This is a genomic window from Bartonella sp. AP7XZML (assembly GCF_042195745.1).
GTDB lineage: Bacteria > Pseudomonadota > Alphaproteobacteria > Rhizobiales > Rhizobiaceae > Bartonella.
The window spans coordinates 50,629-68,300 of record NZ_JBHIOT010000095.1 but is presented as its reverse complement, the minus strand read 5'-3'; the positions used below and the strand labels follow the sequence as shown (position 1 = coordinate 68,300).

The window sequence follows — 17,672 nt, the reverse complement described above, 5'->3', positions numbered from 1 at the left end:
TAGTATTGCTTTGTAGCAAAGAAAACCCAATACAGCTCAAGAAAAGTTATTTTGAAAAACTGATACAATATCTATTCTAATATTTGCATGCCTCCTCCCACTTGAAGTATTTTTGTTAATACGAATATGGTTGGCTTAAATATCTATATTGTCAATCATAAAAATATATTTTAAACGATTTTGGTGTGTTTTTAAGAGTGAAAATAGATATTATGAAGTGATAAACTATGATATTGAAGCTTTTATAAACCAGAATAAAGTTAAAAACGGATTATCAGGGAAAAGTAAATAGTTTATGGCTCTGATTGAGATTTTTTTCATATTAAAATAATAACTCAGAATACCATAAGATCCTCTCATCATATATCTTTTCATATAAAAACACTTCCTTGCACGTCATAAGTGGGAGCGTATGGGGCAAAACACTTGAAGAAAGGAAGCCAAATGTCATTTAATGAACATTCTAAGATGTGAGGCTGTCAAAACGTGGGGGACAACAAAATGTATGATGGATTCCACTTGTATCTTCAAAAGCTTAAAGCTGATGATCTATAATGGCTTTCTATTGTATCATTGACGTGCGCTGTCATAAAATGAAAGGAGTATATTTTGAGCAATATTTCTTAAAAAGTGCGTAATATGCAATATCATTATATTTTGTTTGAGGTACTTTATTCTTTATGAGGGGGATGTTCCCATTAAGAATGCGATAAACAAAAGCGTGAAACAATACCTAATCTTTATTATAAAAATAATATTGCCTTGAATTAAGAAGAACACCAATAATTGCAAGATGTTGTTTAGAATGATTTATTGTTCTTGCAAAAAAAATATACATATAATAATATATAGAGGGAGATGTGCTAAGTGTGGGAGGGGAAAAGTTAGTTATGGGGCGTTTAAAAAACAAGGATATTGTTCATAAAAATTGGGGGAGGGCGCTAGGTTATGCTTTTTAATTTTTTCCGGATCGGATACAACCTTCAAATTTTGTGAAGGTGTGTGGTGTTTCTTTAGTATTTCAAAGTATTTCATTTTCAGTTCAATGAAAGCGTGAGGAAATAGCCATATTGAATATATTCTCTATGATGTATTTAGATTGAACAAAAGCTTGTTCAAAAAAACATTGGTGATAATCCTGTAACACAATTTCAGGAATAAATTGAATAAAATAGAACACAGTATCTGCATGTGAATAAAAACATAATGAAGCATGCAAAAAATTTGAAGCTAATTTTTAAAATTTTAATACAAATGATAGCTAAAAGATAGAATTTCTTTGTTTAAAATATATGGTATAAAATATCGACGAGATAGATTTAAACTATTGAAAAAATAAAAAAAGATAATGTTTAAGTCAGAAACTTTCTATGTGGGTGATAAGTTATTACATTCAGTAATGGTTATATGAAATCCATAATAAGAAAAATTTTGGAAGTATTTATAAATTTTGCAACAAGATGCAAAATTGAAAAAATAATTATATAACAACAGAAAAGCAACAAAACAAGATATTAAGTAACATTAGATGAGGTGGTTACATTATACATTAGAAGAGAAAGCATTAATACTAATGTTATGAAAAGCGTCTGGTGAATTTAGGTTATAAAATTGGAAGGAGTGAAGAGAGATAAAATGCGTAAATAAGGATGGTGCAGTGGTTATGATGTACCAATCAACAGCGGCAGCACATTTTAGTGCACAGAACGAGAAGTTGTTAGAAAAACTATGAAAATAATGGGGGATTTAAAATGTCTAATATCTATGATTGGTCTCTAAAGGCTGATGAAAATGCTTATTCAGATAGTATCATTAATTGGGCAGAAGGACAGCCGCCTAGTTCTGTTAATGATAGTGCACGGGCGATGATGCAGCGTGTGCGCGAATATCTTGCAGATAATGGTGGGTCTATTAATTCAAGCTTTATAGTAAATTTGGAAGATAAAACAACATTAATTACCTTAAAGACAGTTTCGCCTATAAAGAAATACAACAATGATATCGTCATACGTTTTAAAGCTTGTGGTGTAAATATTGGCGTGACAACAATAACTGTTAATAATATAGGAGAAAAGCTTATCTATAAAGCCACTGATGCGGGGATTATACCATTAGAAGGTGGAGAATTTCAAACAGATGGCATTTATGAAATGGTATACAATAATGGTGTTTTAATAAAAGAGCATGAGGGTTGGTATTTATTAAACCCTACACCACCAAAGATAGAAAGTTTCCCCTCTGGATTCATTGCAACATTTGCTATGCAAAATGTGCCAAATGGTTGGCTTTTATGTGATGGTAAGGCCTATAAGCGTGAAGATTATCCACAGTTATTCGAGGCAATAGGTGATAAATGGGGAAAAGACAGCAATAAAACTTTTAAAGTTCCTGATTTTAGAGGCATGTTTTTACGCGGTTTTGATAATGGTCGGGGTTTAGATGGTGGTAGAAAGTTTGCAGATGAACAACAAGATAGCATAAAATCACATACGCATATTGGGAGTATTGAAAACGCAGGCGAGCATGCGCATAATTTTGAGTATCAAGGGGTAGGATGGCCCGTTGGTGATATTGGGAGACTCCCGAATCATTATACTTATAATGCGACCCTGAAAGGGAGAACAGCTTCTGCTGGTGCACATACACACAAGGTAACTCTTTCCCATACTGGTGAGGCAGAAACGCGCCCTGTTAATACAACCGTTGTCTATGCTATAAAATCATGAGTATGTTTAAGTAATAATAATCTATACACCTTGATAATTTTGTTAACGCGGAGCAATTCCGCGTTATTTTTTATGCATATGAAAAGGAAATCTATATTGTTAATAGGATACTTGAGAGAGTCAAAAAACAATTTTAAAATGATTGAAAGAAAGAGTTAAGGATATAATTTATTTTATAATTATATGATAACATAGGGAAAATGTGTAAAAATCATTTAAACTGTGCCGTGAAGAGATCTGGAGATATATTTTTTCATAAGGTGTTTTGATAGGGGAAGGTAATAAAATTATTCAACCTGAGGCATAAAAAAGTACAATATTTTTAGCGTTTTTTTGTGCAAAAATAGTATATCCCTGTATGAGTTAATTCATCTTATAAAGATATTTCTCACCTTGTTGTCGATTTCTTTGCATTGCCATGGTAGGAGGCTTTATCTGTAAAATGATAGTACCCCTTTGAGTGGAATCATCGTTATGCTTGTGAAGCAGCAGAGCAACGCTATTTCTATACTCTCTCCTCATCCCTATATTCCGTATTGTTTTTGCATTAGGGGGCTTACAAGAAGCGTTATTGAGTTTATTTTAAATTTTTTATTCAATAGGTTAATTCTTTATGATATGCCAATAAACAATTTTTTAATAGAGAGAGAAAAGTAAAAATATCATTGTAAATCAATATTTATTTATACAAAAAGCTAAAGTATATGTGTTATAAAGAAAACATTACCATTAAAGCTACAAATAAATCTTTTATGGAGGGGAGAAAGGTACTTGATTTCTATATGGTCCTTAGAAGATATAATAATACACCCGTTATTATAACAAAGGCATTTGTATGTATTTCTTGAATCATTTTTATAAAGATAAAAGTGATAGAGAGAGTGGGAAAACGCATATTTATGTTGTATAAATTCGTATTATCTAAAAATTTGATAACAAAACAAAACTTCACATGTTTTTAGTTACGTAAAATCTTGAAAGATTTTAAACTGGTATTTTTTTCCAAAAATATCTTTAGGGTAATTGGTCTTCTTTTTTAATGATAGATGACAAAAAGGAGTTCATATAAAAATAAAAAAGATTCTTGAATATTTGCGTGTTTTATTTTGCTATGGACTTTAGTTTTTAGATTGAAGCCGATAGCTTAGAGATCTAATTTCATAGGAGGATGTCGTTTGAGGGAGTATAAAAGGGATATCTTCTTTAGGTAATTCAGAAACGTTTAAAGAACAATGATAAACATTGCGGAGATTTTGTGTTGTCAAAACATTAGTTGCATTTCCTTCGCAATAAATCTCACCTTCCTTGAGCAAGATCATGTTATCTGCATAATGTGCCGCGAGATTGAGGTCATGAAGAACAGCAAGAACGCCGCCACCAGAATGAGCAAATTGTTTAGCAATATCCATAACGATGATTTGATGTTGAATATCGAGGCTAGCAATAGGCTCATCTAATATCATCCAGCGAGGAATCCCATTATGAACAGGTTTCCAGACTTGGCAAAGTACACGGGCAAGTTGTACTCTAGCTTGTTCTCCGCCTGATAATTGGTGATAATACAGGTTGCCATAATCAGAAAGGTCAACGCACTCTAAAGCTTTCTGGATAAGATTTTGCAATTCGGCTTTGGCAATGCTAAATTGGTTTACAGAAAGGCCAAGCCCTACAACTTCATGGACTAAGAATGGAAATACGAGCGTTGTTGATTGTGGTAGTACAGCGCGCATTTTTGCCATTACATGAGTTTTTGTTTGGCATACATTATAACCATTTAAGGTTATTTTTCCACTGTAAGGAATTTCACCACTCAGAGCTTTGATAAAAGTACTTTTTCCTGATCCATTAGGACCAATAATAATGGTAAAAGCACCACTTTTAGCTTGAAGATTAATGTGTTTAAGAATCTGCTTCTTTCCGCGCTGAACACAAATATTTGTCGCTTCAATCATGAAAAGTCTGTTCCTCGTTTGCATATAAGGATCCATAGAAAGAAAGGTGCACCAAAAAGTGCTGTTACAATCCCAATCGGCAATTCTGCGGGGGCAACAATTAAGCGTGCAAACATATCAGCAAAAATAAGTAATGCTGCTCCCAAGAGAGCAGAGCAAGGAATGAGATAGCGATGATCAGGACCTATGAGTTGACGTAAAATATGAGGAACAATAATACCAATAAAACCAATACCACCACTGACAGCAACAGCACTACCGCACATAAGAGCAACAAGGGGAATAGCAATATTTTTGACGCGTTGAATATGGAAACCAATATGGCCAGCAACAGCTTCTCCAAGAGCAAGGGCATTAAGCGCTCGTGATAAAAAGGGAGAGAAAAGAAGACCAATAACGATAAAAGGGAGAACGAGCCATACTTTCAACCATGTAGCGCCCGCAAGAGAGCCAAGACTCCAAAAAGTGATATCACGCAGTTGTTGGTCATTTGCGACAAAAATCAATGTTCCGACAACTGCACTGCTTAATGCACCAAGAGCAATACCAGCAAGCAGCATGGTTGCAATAGAGGTAAAGCTATTATGCGTTGCTATTATGTAGAGAATAATCGTTGATAAAAGTCCACCAAAAAAAGCACCTATGATAACTTTATAAGGCTCTAGAAAAGGTGCAAATGAAACAGGAAAAGCAATGCCGACAACAATTGCTAAGACTGCTCCAAGTCCAGCACCTGCTGATACACCTACAATTCCGGGATCTGCAAGAGGATTACGAAAAAGCCCTTGCATAAGAACACCGGAGACAGCTAAAGCTGCTCCAATTAATAATCCCAAGATAACACGGGGAAGCCTTATGTCGATGAGCACGAGGTAATCACGCGTTTTACTACTTACCGAAAAATCTTGTGTAAGTATCACATGGAGGAGATCAACGAAAGAAACCTTTGCTGCACCATTCAAGAGCCCACCAAAAATACTGAAAATAAGGAATATTATTAAGCTTAATAATAAAATTTTTCCCTGCTTTGAACGGTTTATTTTTTTACCTTCTTTTTCTTTAGGTAAATGCATCATGGATGTACCGTCTACCATTTTTATCAGCTCTTACCGTTTTGATGTGCACCATAAAGTATCTCAATAAGCTCTCTTGATGCGTCTGCAGTACGTGGACCAAATCCCAAAAAATACATAGCATCCATCTGTTTTATGGCATGATTTTTCGCTGCAGTTGTTGCTTGAACTGCCGGTATGGCTAAAATCTTATCAATGCTGGTTGATCTTGCACCATGTTTTACAAGCAAAATAACATCAGGATCTGATTTCAATAATGCTTCGCCGTTGAGAAGTTTATATCCTTTATAATCGGTGATAGCATTGATAGCGCCTGAAAGTTTGATCATACTATCAGCTGCAGTACCTGTTCCAGATGCCATGACGCGTCCATTTTGCACAGAGAAAACAAAAAGAACACGCTTTGGTGTTGTTACTTTCGCCAAAAGCGCATCGTTGTCTAAAAAATTACGCTTCAATTTCTCAATTAACGCCGCGGCTTGCACTTCGCGATGAATGGCTTGACCAACGAGGCGAATCTTTTCTATCACATTTTCACGGGAGTAGTTTTCTGGTATGATCACCAGAGGTATTGATGTTTTTTTGAGAATATCAATTGTTGAAGCGGGACCACTTCCTTCAACAAGCAATATACCCTCTGGAGCAAGTGATAAAACACCCTCAGGTGAAAGAGCACGCATATATCCAAGCACAGGAAGCTTGAGCGCTTCTTGTGGATAGACGCTTGTACTATCACGAGCGACAAGTTGATCTTGGGCTCCCAATGCATAGACAATTTCTGTAAGTGCGCCGCCGATAGAAACAATTCGAGCATTTTCAGGAAAACGCGTTGCAGGTTCAGCAATTACTTGTTTAGAAAAACAAGTAAGAGAGAGCAGTAAACACGTAAGAAAAAGGTTTGATAACCTATGTAAAAGAGATATGAACATGTCTAACCTTATCTTATCTTAGTTACTGCTGTTTTCTTGGCATGATGGCAAACTATTCAACAAAGAACGCCAATCTTCACGTTCTTTTTGACCCTCCTTGCGTACGCCAAAGAATTGAATAACCATCTCATCATCTTTATCGAAAACTTCAAGTGAACTGACATAACCATCACGGGTAGGTTTGCGAACATGCCATACACTAGCAATCCCGGACGTGAGTAAATGAAGGTCAAATCTTGGATCAAGAACATTAAGCCAAGGTCCCATTTGCTTAATATTTTTTACAGTCCCACTAAAAATTTGAATACACCCTTTATTCCCAACAAAACACATGATTGGCAGTTCTTGTTGTGCGACTTGGTTAAGCATTATTTCAACAGCATTTACCTGTAATTCATCGGCAAATTCATTACCAACATATTTTACAGCATGATGTCGATTAATTTTAAATTCGGAAATAATTTTGTGAAGTTGGTGTACATCTGTCATTTTCCGCCAACGATCCCGAAAACTCTCAATATCCAATTCTGTTATGTCACATTGGGCTGGGAGAGAAACAGGAAGAATGTTAAGAACAGGAGACTGATCTTCAAGAAGGAGCTTTTCAACAAGTTTATTCCACTCTTCCATATTTGTCATATCTTTAGAATAGACCTTTAAAATAGCAACGCCATGTTGATCAAAGAATTGCAGACTTTTTGTAGGTTTTCCAAGAATAACGACATCATATTCAAAACCGAACTTCCATTGTTTTGTAAAAATACGCAAATCAATTTCACCAAGTGTGATAGGAATATGTTCGTTTTGAACAATTTTTTCAAAGCGTCCCGTTATTTCGTGAACAGCATATTCATTGCGAGTTAAGACCATGACGGTTCCAAGTCGAGGTGCATTTTCCAAGAGAGTAGCAACATCAGTTTGTAGCCTTTTTGCTTTTCCAATGGTACAATAAGCCGCAATAAGCTCCGCTTCAGATATACCAATCGAAACCGCAAAATCGCGGTTTCGCATTTCTTTTTTTTCTTCACGCAAACGAAGAATCATTTCAGCTGTATGTGCCATGAATTTACCTTATGTTACTTAACTCAAAAACTAACTTTCAAATTTTACAATTCCAAGGCAATAAATTAAATTCTTTTAAGAGTTCAATCTATCACAAAATAACACTCTATCGCCAACAGCTGAGCAATCAAAAAACGATAAAACAGAAAGAATTAAAACTTTTCTACCAAATCTTTGTAATTTTAAAGATGTTGAAAATAGAAACACAATAATTAATCCTTTTATCAATACAATTTTATTGACCGAATAATTAACAGAAGTGACTAAAATTTTTGTACAAACGACACTTTAAAGTTACGACCAGGCTGGCTATAATAATCTTTTGGTGTTGAACTTTTACCTGAAGGAAGTTCAGATACATTCCAATATTTTGTATTGAAAAGATTATAAACACCGGCTCTTAGAATAGGTCCCGTTTCACCGAATGGCTTCCACCACCCTGTCATATCAACGACATGATATCCTGGAATTTTTTGGTAATCAGATTCTCCGGCTACTTTGTCACGTTTAGCTGCCAAAGTAAGGATAATATCGCTTCCCCAAACCTCTTTTGCATATCCTAATCCGATAACTGCTTTCAAAGGAGGAATTGAGTTAAGATACTCCTTTTTATCAAGATCTTTTCCTTGTGAATAAGCAAGAGCAACATTGCTATGAAAACCATTTTTAAGAACTAAATGGGCTTTTGTCTCAACACCAAAAATTTGCACGTGAAAACGATTCATGTAATGCCGACGCGCAAATCTAAATTCCTCTGATGGCCCTCTATCCTCAGTATCTATGAAATTCTTATATTGATTGAAAAAGGCATTGAAGGAACCACCGAAATTTACATTTCCATACCGTAGACCAACATCATACCCATTGCTTGTTTCTGGTTGAAGATCAGGATTCCCTTTCACGTAATAAGCAGAAGGTTTGATATAAGAGACGTAAAGTTCTGAAATACGTGGTGCACGAAAAGCCTGTGCCCACTGAGCATAGAGCGTTACTTGATTACGAACATCCCACTCCACGCGTAATTTAGGAGAAAAGCGTGAACCACTTCTTTCTGGAGGGAATTTATCAGAAATCAGTGCTTTCTCATAAGAAGGTGTTTTCTGAGGAACATATTTGTACCAATCATACCGGATTCCCGGTGTTACACGAAAACGATCATCAACCAACCCAATTTCATCTTCAAAAACAAAACCTAAATTGTAACCATTTGTGTCTGGTGAATCTGATCGATTAGCAGGAACAAAAAGACATCCCCGAGCGTATTCTTTTATATGACAATTGTCTTTACCTAACAAATAGTGATGAAATTTAGATGACGAAACATTCATTACAAACTTTAACGTATGGTTTATAGTGCCAAAATCCACTTTTTTAAGGGCATTAGCATTGAAACCATAATTGATATTACGCAAGAAATTATCTCTCAAATAATCCCCTTTGGGAGCTGAAACACGAACGCCTGTCATAACGTAACGACTTGATTGCCTTTGCCAATAAAGCTGCCCATTAAACGCATCAAGAACTGCATCACCATTACCATTATAATTATAAGAAAGAGAAAAGCGCTCACGAAGTTTATTATCCTGCTCATAAACGGAACCTGGAGCGTATCTTTTAGACGAATTTAATTCATGTGTGTTACTATTATGACCAAAACGCTCTGCGGTAAAACCAAGGCGGTGATTATCACTCAAATATTGATGAATTTTAAAAAGCAAGTTATTTTTATCAAAGTGAGAAGGGTTTTTGCGCGTGCGTTCCTCATACCCTTCTACTGTTCCCATATTTTTGCGCTCATGACCTTCTACATAAGATCCTTGAAAAAGTAAAAATGTCCGGTAATTACGCACAGCAAAAGCTTGATCGATGCGCCAGCTGTTATCAACAGAATTATAACCACCTTTTATAAGGCTTCCCCAATTCTTTTCTTCCACGATCAGGTCTTCAGGATCAAGGGTACGCAACGCAATGATTCCCCCTAAGGCGCCAGAACCATAAAGACTAGAATCTGATCCTTGAATAGTATCAAACGTAGAAAGAGCATTGAAATCAAAAGTTGTGTTTCCACCTCCACCACGGAATATATCATTAAACCATGGAAGAGAAATACCATCCATTGTCGTAAGAACACGGTTTGCATCTAAACCCCGAATAACGAAACTGTTATTTTCTGAGTTATAGGATACGGAAGGATTAAGACGACTCACATCATAAACATCAGTTATTTGTCTTTCATCAATATTCTTGTTGTTCTTACGATCAGTCAGAATGGTTATTGAATTTGAAGCATCTTCTATTTTTTTTCCTTTAATAAGGATTGGTTTAAGTTCAGTGACAGCACTTCCATCTTTATTTTGTGCAAAAACAAATGAAGGTATACAGACCGATAATGCACTTAAAATTACACAGCTTTTATAGATATTTTTTCGTCTTATTTGCATAACACATCATAACCCTTTTAAACATCCCCTCTCTGTTTTGAAATTTTTTTAATACAAAAAGGCTGGACTCACTGATTAAAACTTGCCAGCCAAGCAGGAATGATTTTGACAACGGCACAAAATCATTAGAAGACCATATTAAACATGACAAAATCAGTCAAGAAAAAAGTTGCAATTTCAAAATAGCCTGTTTTAATGAGATTGAACACCAATATTAAGCTTAAAATAGTGGCAGAAGAAACGATGAATTTTGCAAATACGAAACAATTATTAACTCTTTGGATTGGTGCATTTATTGGGGCTTTCTTTTTGCATGTATTATTGGCAGCACAGTTTTATTTTCAAAGTACTGGTATAAGTAATGGCTTGCTCTCATCGGAGATTATGCTGACTTTTGTGCAAGAAACTGTATATCCGGATGTTGATACAGACTTGCCAGATATTCATAGAGAGTCGGATATTAATACAGAGCAAGAAGTATTACAGTCTGATCTCCTAGAGCAGGAGTCAGAAGGATTGGAATCCGTGGATGAAGTTCAATCGGAAGAACCTCAGCATATAGTAGAACAAGATGACTTAAAGCCTTTGGAAGAACCCCTACCTCAAAAAGTGGAGCATAAAGCGTTTATCAAAAAAACAATACCGATGCCAAAGGCTGTAGTAAAGCGCTCCAATGCAAAGGCGGTACGTTCTTCTTCCATCAACAAGGGCGGCGGTACAGCAGGGCTTGAAGATATGTTGTTAATGGAGTGGTTAGCAAAGGTACAGTCACAATTAGAAAGGCAAAAAAATTATATTGTGGGACAGCGCACCAATCGTACAAAAGGAACGGTGAAGTTAGAATTTATGGTGCATGAGCAGGGGAGTATTTTTTCTAGTCGTGTAGCAGTCTCTGCTGGTGATCCGGAACTTGATCGATTAGCGATGGCAGCCCTTCGACGCGTTGGTTCTTTTCCACCACCACCACCATCAAAAGTGAATAAAACAATTAGAGTATCCCTAATATTTAGCTGATTTTTTATGCGGGGCGCTTTTCTTATAAGATATTGATTTATAATGATTATTTATAATTTTAATGAAAGTTCAAATACAATTTATTCGAATTTTTTTGATGTTGAATCAATCAAAACCATCCGCTTACTTATGATACAAGTTGAGGAGGAGCATGGATAAAAAACTTCTAAAAAGCAGTGAATATACTTCTTATGAGTGCTCTAAATGAAAGGGCTTTTGCAACATTGGGAGTTAAGGGATGATAGAGCTATAGCTTTTATTACTTAAAGGTCTAATCGATTTTTATACCATTCGTGAGAGGATTTTCGTAAGTACTTTTAGATACACCGTTGTGAAATGGGCTTAGAAACATTAAAATAAAACAATAATATAAATAAGAAAAACATACTATTTAGGGATGCTCTGTTTTGTGTGAAGGATGTGAGCTTATATGTAAAAATGAGAAAAAAAGCAAAGCTTCATCTTCATCATTAAAAGATATTGACATATTTCAAAGTCGTAGAACCGAATGAAAAGGGAAGGGGCAGAAGAGAATTGTTTGTCTTTAAGGCTTTCTAACTCAATGAGTCTGTCTTTCTGTTATCAGAGATAATCCAAACGATATATATAATAACGTGCTCTTATTTGGTATAGAAATGTTATAAGCAGGAAAAATAGTCTTAAAAGATGCTGTTTCACAAGATTTGAATATTGACTAATAAGCAACAGTAAAAGGATGAGCTATTTGTTTCACTCTTCTCTTATATTTGTAATCTCTATGATATTGTCGTCTATGTTGAGAAGAAATGAATTATTTGTACTACCTGTTGATTTATAATGATAATTCATCATTTCGAATTTATTAATACTGAATCAATTAAAATTACTTTCTTATACGTCCTAAGAAAGTGGGTATGGTACTATTTAAAAAGGAATAAAAACACTTCTTATCAACGCTTTCAAATGCTATTTGGGAAGTTAAGGCATATTATTTCCGTCGACCAGAAAGCAAGTCGGTTTTTATATCTATTTTCCCAGTGAGTCTTGCTTTGTAGACACCATAATTTTCCATGACACGCATCACGTAATTACGTGTTTCTGTATAAGGAATACGTTCAATCCAATCAATGACGTTATCGAGAGATTGACCTCGAGGATCGCCATAACGTTTTATCCATTCATTGACTCGACGGGGACCCGCATTATAGCCAATAAGAGTTAGTATATAGGATCCATTAAAACGTTCTAATTGTTCATTGAGAAAATGAGCACCTAATGTTGCATTATAATGAGCATCACTGCTAAATTTTTTAGGAGACCATGCGATTGAGTATTTTTTTGCCAGTGCTTTTGCTGTTGTAGGAAGCAATTGGAGTATACCTTGTGCACCTGCTTTTGATATGGCTGTTGGATTAAATTCGCTTTCTTGGCGTGCAATGGCATAGATAAGCGATTTTTCTTCTACAGAAATATGAGCAGAAGCTGGTATAGCTCCCAGAGGATGAGAGAGTGCACCGACATTTTTCCCCTGAAAAACAGCCATTTTTCCAATTTTGAGGCTGGTATAATAGTCTCCATTTTTTTCTGCCATAACAGCCAGAAGAGCTAATTCACCGGGGCTTTCTATTTTTTTTCCGAGCTCTCTATAAAAAATTTTAGCAAAATCAGCATAGCCGGCTGCTTCAAGACGTTGAATTGCTTTGATCGCTTTTCGTGCACTAAAATGTTGTCGCTCAGCGGTTGTTGGTTTGGGAAAGAAAACTTTAAGCTTTTTTTGGTTGAGTCGTGCAGCGGCTAATTGACCATAGTAAGTTGCACCAAAATGAGCTGCGCGATGAAAGTATTGCTGGGCATTTTGATGTTCTTTTAGCGCTTCTGCTGTTCGTCCCATCCAGTAATATCCACGTGATGCATAAAAAGGTAAAGAAGAGAGTTGAGGAATACGTGAAAAATGCTGCATTGCCAATTTAGGATTATGAAGAAACCGTAGTGCATACCATCCTGCATGAAACTCAGCATCGACGGCCAATGCAGATGTTATACCAGTGTGCATTGCAACAAGTTGATAAGCAATTTTTGGTTTGTTTAAATCGAGCATTTCACGAGAAAGGGCACGTTGTTCTTTCCACAATGAATGAGGGTTCATAAGGCGGAATGCATCTTTTGATGTTTTCATCATGAGTGCTGCTGCATCATCATATTGCTCTGTTCGTCGAAGATGGCGTATTCGAGCAAACTGAAAAAGAGGATCTTTTTGCCATGATCTCTCTACAGCTTTTAATTTTTGTGTAGCTCTAGGATCATTTTTTTCAACGGCCACAAAAGCATTAAAAAGAGATTGAGCATGGGCTAATTTTGCAACGCGTGCTGCTGAATCAAAACGATGTGCATACAGCATAAACTGCATGCGTTTCAAATGATCAATAGGTTTTAATGCAGCGTTTGCATTTTTAAGAACAAATACTTCTTCTTTTGCATTAAGCTGTGTTTTATGCCACCATGGCGCAATAACGTGTTGAGCACGAGTGGTTTGTCCCGTTGCGATAAGTGCTTTAGCGAAGAGAGCCATCCCTTGTACTGTTTGGGGCGGGTGATGAGAAAATTTTTGGATGATTGCGCGTGTGACGTTGGTTTCGTTAAGAAAAGCACGTTCAGCATTGCGTTGCATCGTTTCTATACCTGGCCATCCTTTTAGCATGTTGATTGCATTAAATATTTCAGAACTGGGTATATTAGCTTGGTTTGACACCCCCAGCGCCCATGTCAAAATATGACGATCAAGGCTATGTTTTTCCATTGAATTACGAAGATTTATTGTTTTTGCAATATTGTTGTTTGCTAGTGCATCTAGCCCAGTTTTCAGTTGCTGAAGTGTAGCGGTATTGTGTGATGTAGTGTGTATCTGTTGAAGAGAGTCTTGAGCTTCTTTTGCGGTAAAGGGAGTAGGGCGAACCAAAGGGATTGGTACTTTCCCTTGCAAAAGGGGTGTTTGCGCGTATCCACTTGAAAATAAAATTCTTATTGCCAGTATAAGTGCAGTAAAGGTTGATACGAAAAGAGAGGTGGAAAATACACGCATAGAGAAAAGACCTTGAGACCTTGCTTTTTGTAAAAACTTAAGGATTTATAGAACACAAGCATGAAAAACGCGTTAATATAGACGGCTTATTTTAAAGAAATGTTCAACATTTAAGGAGGGGCATTTTCATCTTATGAGGGCTTTTTTTGAAATTCATCTTGCTTCAATGATAGAGCAAGATTATGCTCTATTTAAAATTTATAAAAGGCGATTATAAAAAAATAAAAGCAAACATTATAGGGAGTTTATCATGCTCAAGGGAGCTATAACTGCGCTTATCACACCGTTTGATAACAAGGGCGCGATTGATGAGAAGGCGTTTTGTGATTTTGTTGAATGGCAGATCACACAAGGGATTAACGGTGTAAGCCCTGTTGGGACAACAGGTGAATCAGCAACGTTAAGTCATGAAGAACATAAGCGGATTATAGAATTGTGTGTTGAGCAGGTTGCAAAGCGTGTTCCTGTTGTTGCTGGAGCGGGATCAAATAGCACAAGCGAGGCTGTAGAGCTTGCACAATACGCGCAAAAAGCTGGTGCAGATGCAGTTTTGGTTGTCACTCCCTATTATAATAGACCAAATCAATCTGGTTTATACAAGCATTTTTCTTCCATTGCCAAAGCTGTTTCTATTCCGATTATAATTTATAATATTCCTGGTCGTTCTATTATCGATATGGCTGTAGAAACGATGAAAGACCTTTATCAAGATTTTAACAATATCATTGGTGTTAAGGATGCAACGAGCAGAATTGAGCGCGTTAGTGAACAAGGTGAAAAGTGTGGAAAAGATTTTGTGCAGCTTTCCGGTGATGATTGTACGGCGTTAGGTTTTAATGCACATGGAGGTATGGGGTGTATTTCAGTTTCTTCTAATGTTGCTCCAAAGCTTTGTGCAGAGCTTCAAGCCGCTTGTTTTCGTGGTGATTATAAAACAGCACGAGAATTAAATGATCGCTTGATGCCTCTTAATCGTGCTCTGTTTATTGAACCTAGTCCAGCAGGTATTAAATATGCTGCTGCAAAATTAGGATTTTGTGGTGATACTGTGCGTTCTCCTATTGTTCCATTAACAGAAAGAACAAAGAAGATTATTGATGCAGCCCTCAGTCATGCTGGTCTTTTAAAAGCATAAAATGATATTGACAAAGCCATGAATAAAAAAAAGAACGCGCCCGTACGGAAAATAATTGCTGACAATCGTAAAGCACGTTTTAATTTTGAAATCCTTAATAATCTCGAGGCTGGTCTTGTCCTTCAGGGAGCGGAAGTGAAGTCCTTACGTTCTAATCATGCCAATATTGCTGAAAGCTATGCGAGTTTTGAGAATGGGGAATTATGGTTAGTAAACAGCTATATTCCTGAATATACGCAGGCTAATCGTTTTAATCATGAACCACGACGTTTGCGCAAATTATTACTTTCAAAACGTGAGATGGCACGTTTTTTTAATGCAACGTCTCGTGAAGGAATGACACTTGTTCCTCTCAAACTTTATTTTAATGAACGAGGGCGCGTTAAGTTGGAGATCGCTCTAGCGCGGGGGAAAAAGCTTCATGATAAGCGCGAAACGGAAAAAAAACGCGATTGGGGACGTGAAAAAGCAAGACTTTTAAAAAGATATGGCTAATGGATGCGATCTAGATATTCTTTATTTATAGCACTTTTTAAAACAGTTTTAGCATTGATCTAAGTATGTTTTTGCTGCTTGAAAGATTTGATGAAACATGGCGTCTGTCAAACGTCCAGTATTTGTATTATAACGAGAACAGTGATAGCTCGAAAAGATGCGTAATCTGCCGATGTTATTGATTTTGCCGTGTCCAAAAGGGTGAGCTAAAACTTTTGCATTAAGGGCACGTATTGTTGAATGGTGCGCAATGGTGCCTAAGGTAATAACGGCTTTAAGTTTGGGAAGATTTGTTAAAAGAGGTGAGAAGAAATAGCGGCACGTGTTAATTTCTGCACCGGTGGGTTTATTTTCTGGTGGAACACAACGAACAGAGTTAACGATTGCTGCATCAATAAGTTCAAGAGTATCGTCTGCTCTTTCTTCAAAGGTTCCTTGGGCAAAACCAAACTTTTTTAAAGTTGAATACAGTAAGTGCCCAGCATAATCACCAGTAAATGGACGTCCAGTTCGATTTGCTCCGCGTAATCCAGGAGCAAGCCCAACAATAAGAAGGCGTGTTGTGTCTGGCCCTTTATAAGGAAAGAATGGGCGCACTGGTGCGTTATACCAACTTGGTTCTTTTACACGCCAGCCAGCGATAAATTGATGAAGCCTAGGACATAAATTGCAATTTTGGGGTGGTTCTGGGCAAAGTGATGTTAATTGGCTATTCATGGTGTTAGGCATCAATCGTTTTTCTATTTTTTTGAGTCTTTATATAGCGTATATGACGGGTTATGTTTTGATAAACAATCTATAATGAATATAAATAAACTTTTTTAGAAATAAGTTTAATATAAACTTATTGCTCATTATTGTGTAAAGAGAGGTCATCTTTCAGTAATTTATTCGATGAATAAGAGTGCAATACACATGATGTTCAAAGAAAAAAAGTTTTCTCTTTAGATAAAGATATTATCATAAAAAGTATGTATAAGGCTGCTGTTATTGCAAAGGGTTTAAACAGCAGGTATTCCTTTTAAAAGGATAAGGACTCCAGACAAGTATTTTGTCAAGAAAGACCTCCCTTTGTTTGAAGTCAATCTATTGGAATGCTTTTAAAAGAAATTTTGATAACGAGCATGAATAGGTTATACATTTTTATAAATTTTCCAAGAATTTTTTTAAATAAGTTCTTTAATCAAAAAATATAAAAGTTTGTGTTGTTTTTCTTGTGTTTTATTTTGATTATTGTATATACTCCTTTATCCGCTATTAATTTTTTTTATTTGAGAAAGAGGCATAAATGGCCCGCGTAACGGTAGAAGATTGTATTGATAAAGTTGACAACCGCTTTGAATTGGTACTTTTAGCAGGTCATCGGGCGCGTCAGATTTCACAAGGAGCGCAGATTACGGTTGATCGTGATAATGATAAAAATCCAGTTGTTGCTTTGCGTGAAATAGCAGAAGAAACATTGTCGCCTGCTGATTTAAAGGAAGACCTTATTCATTCGTTGCAAAAGCATGTGGAAGTAGATGAGCCAGAAATGGCAAGTGAATTTATTACCCATTCAGGTGAAGTTGAAAGTGTTTTTAATACGTCGTCGCAAGAAGAAGGTACTTCATTTGATCATATGTCAGAAGAAGAGCTTTTAGCGGGTATTGAAGGTTTGGTTGTTCCAGAAAAAAGTGACGATTATTAATTGCAGCAATTTATGTTACAGGAGTAAAGATACCTTGTCATGTAAGGAGCAATTATTTTTCTTGTCTTTTATTGATAGGACATGTTCAATAAAGATTAGA

General features: G+C 36.2%; 12 protein-coding genes. 5 read left to right on the top strand and 7 right to left on the bottom strand.

Features of this window, described 5'->3' with window-relative positions; all coding sequences use genetic code 11:
• Positions 1-1,751: 1,751 nt before the first annotated feature.
• Positions 1,752-2,726: a tail fiber protein gene (locus ACFILT_RS07350; RefSeq protein WP_375679824.1), complete on the top strand. Its 975-nt coding sequence runs from the start codon at positions 1,752-1,754 to the stop codon at positions 2,724-2,726.
• Between the two features lie 1,118 nt (positions 2,727-3,844).
• Here the strand turns inward: ACFILT_RS07350 and ACFILT_RS07345 are convergent.
• The 5 genes from ACFILT_RS07345 to ACFILT_RS07325 all read right to left on the bottom strand — a co-directional run bounded on the left by ACFILT_RS07345 (position 3,845) and on the right by ACFILT_RS07325 (position 10,183).
• Entirely contained in the window at positions 3,845-4,678 is an 834-nt protein-coding gene (locus tag ACFILT_RS07345; protein ID WP_375679020.1) for a heme ABC transporter ATP-binding protein, read from the bottom strand.
• Entirely contained in the window at positions 4,675-5,772 is a 1,098-nt protein-coding gene (locus tag ACFILT_RS07340; protein WP_375679021.1) for a FecCD family ABC transporter permease, read from the bottom strand. Before ACFILT_RS07340 ends, ACFILT_RS07345 begins: the two co-directional genes overlap by 4 nt.
• 5 nt (positions 5,773-5,777) lie before the next feature.
• Positions 5,778-6,680 (bottom strand): hemin ABC transporter substrate-binding protein, encoded by a 903-nt coding sequence (locus tag ACFILT_RS07335; protein ID WP_375679022.1) that lies wholly within the window; start codon positions 6,678-6,680, stop codon positions 5,778-5,780.
• An 18-nt stretch (positions 6,681-6,698) separates the two neighbouring features.
• On the bottom strand, positions 6,699-7,742 hold the full coding sequence (locus ACFILT_RS07330) for a hemin-degrading factor (protein WP_375679023.1): 1,044 nt from the start codon (positions 7,740-7,742) through the stop codon (positions 6,699-6,701).
• Between the two features lie 263 nt (positions 7,743-8,005).
• Positions 8,006-10,183 (bottom strand): TonB-dependent hemoglobin/transferrin/lactoferrin family receptor, encoded by a 2,178-nt coding sequence (locus ACFILT_RS07325; protein ID WP_375679024.1) that lies wholly within the window; start codon positions 10,181-10,183, stop codon positions 8,006-8,008.
• Positions 10,184-10,426: 243 nt separating this feature from the next.
• On the opposite strand from ACFILT_RS07325, the gene ACFILT_RS07320 reads away from it, so the two are divergent.
• The gene (locus ACFILT_RS07320; protein WP_375612954.1) at positions 10,427-11,197 is read left to right on the top strand and encodes an energy transducer TonB; all 771 of its coding nucleotides are present in this window, start codon (positions 10,427-10,429) and stop codon (positions 11,195-11,197) included.
• Positions 11,198-12,164: 967 nt separating this feature from the next.
• Here ACFILT_RS07320 and ACFILT_RS07315 read toward each other — a convergent pair.
• Complete coding sequence (locus tag ACFILT_RS07315; protein WP_375679025.1) at positions 12,165-14,255, bottom strand: lytic transglycosylase domain-containing protein; 2,091 nt, start codon at positions 14,253-14,255, stop codon at positions 12,165-12,167.
• 250 nt (positions 14,256-14,505) lie between these two features.
• Here ACFILT_RS07315 and dapA point away from each other — a divergent pair, with 250 nt between their 5' ends.
• Entirely contained in the window at positions 14,506-15,390 is an 885-nt protein-coding gene (gene dapA, locus ACFILT_RS07310) for a 4-hydroxy-tetrahydrodipicolinate synthase (RefSeq protein WP_375611210.1), read from the top strand.
• 18 nt (positions 15,391-15,408) lie between these two features.
• Positions 15,409-15,885: an SsrA-binding protein SmpB gene (gene smpB / locus ACFILT_RS07305; protein WP_012231306.1), complete on the top strand. Its 477-nt coding sequence runs from the start codon at positions 15,409-15,411 to the stop codon at positions 15,883-15,885.
• 48 nt (positions 15,886-15,933) lie between these two features.
• Here smpB and ACFILT_RS07300 read toward each other — a convergent pair whose 3' ends face one another.
• Positions 15,934-16,602: a uracil-DNA glycosylase gene (locus ACFILT_RS07300; RefSeq protein WP_375679871.1), complete on the bottom strand. Its 669-nt coding sequence runs from the start codon at positions 16,600-16,602 to the stop codon at positions 15,934-15,936.
• A 571-nt stretch (positions 16,603-17,173) separates the two neighbouring features.
• On the opposite strand from ACFILT_RS07300, the gene rpoZ reads away from it, so the two are divergent.
• Complete coding sequence (gene rpoZ, locus ACFILT_RS07295) at positions 17,174-17,572, top strand: DNA-directed RNA polymerase subunit omega (protein WP_375679026.1); 399 nt, start codon at positions 17,174-17,176, stop codon at positions 17,570-17,572.
• Positions 17,573-17,672 lie beyond the last annotated feature (100 nt).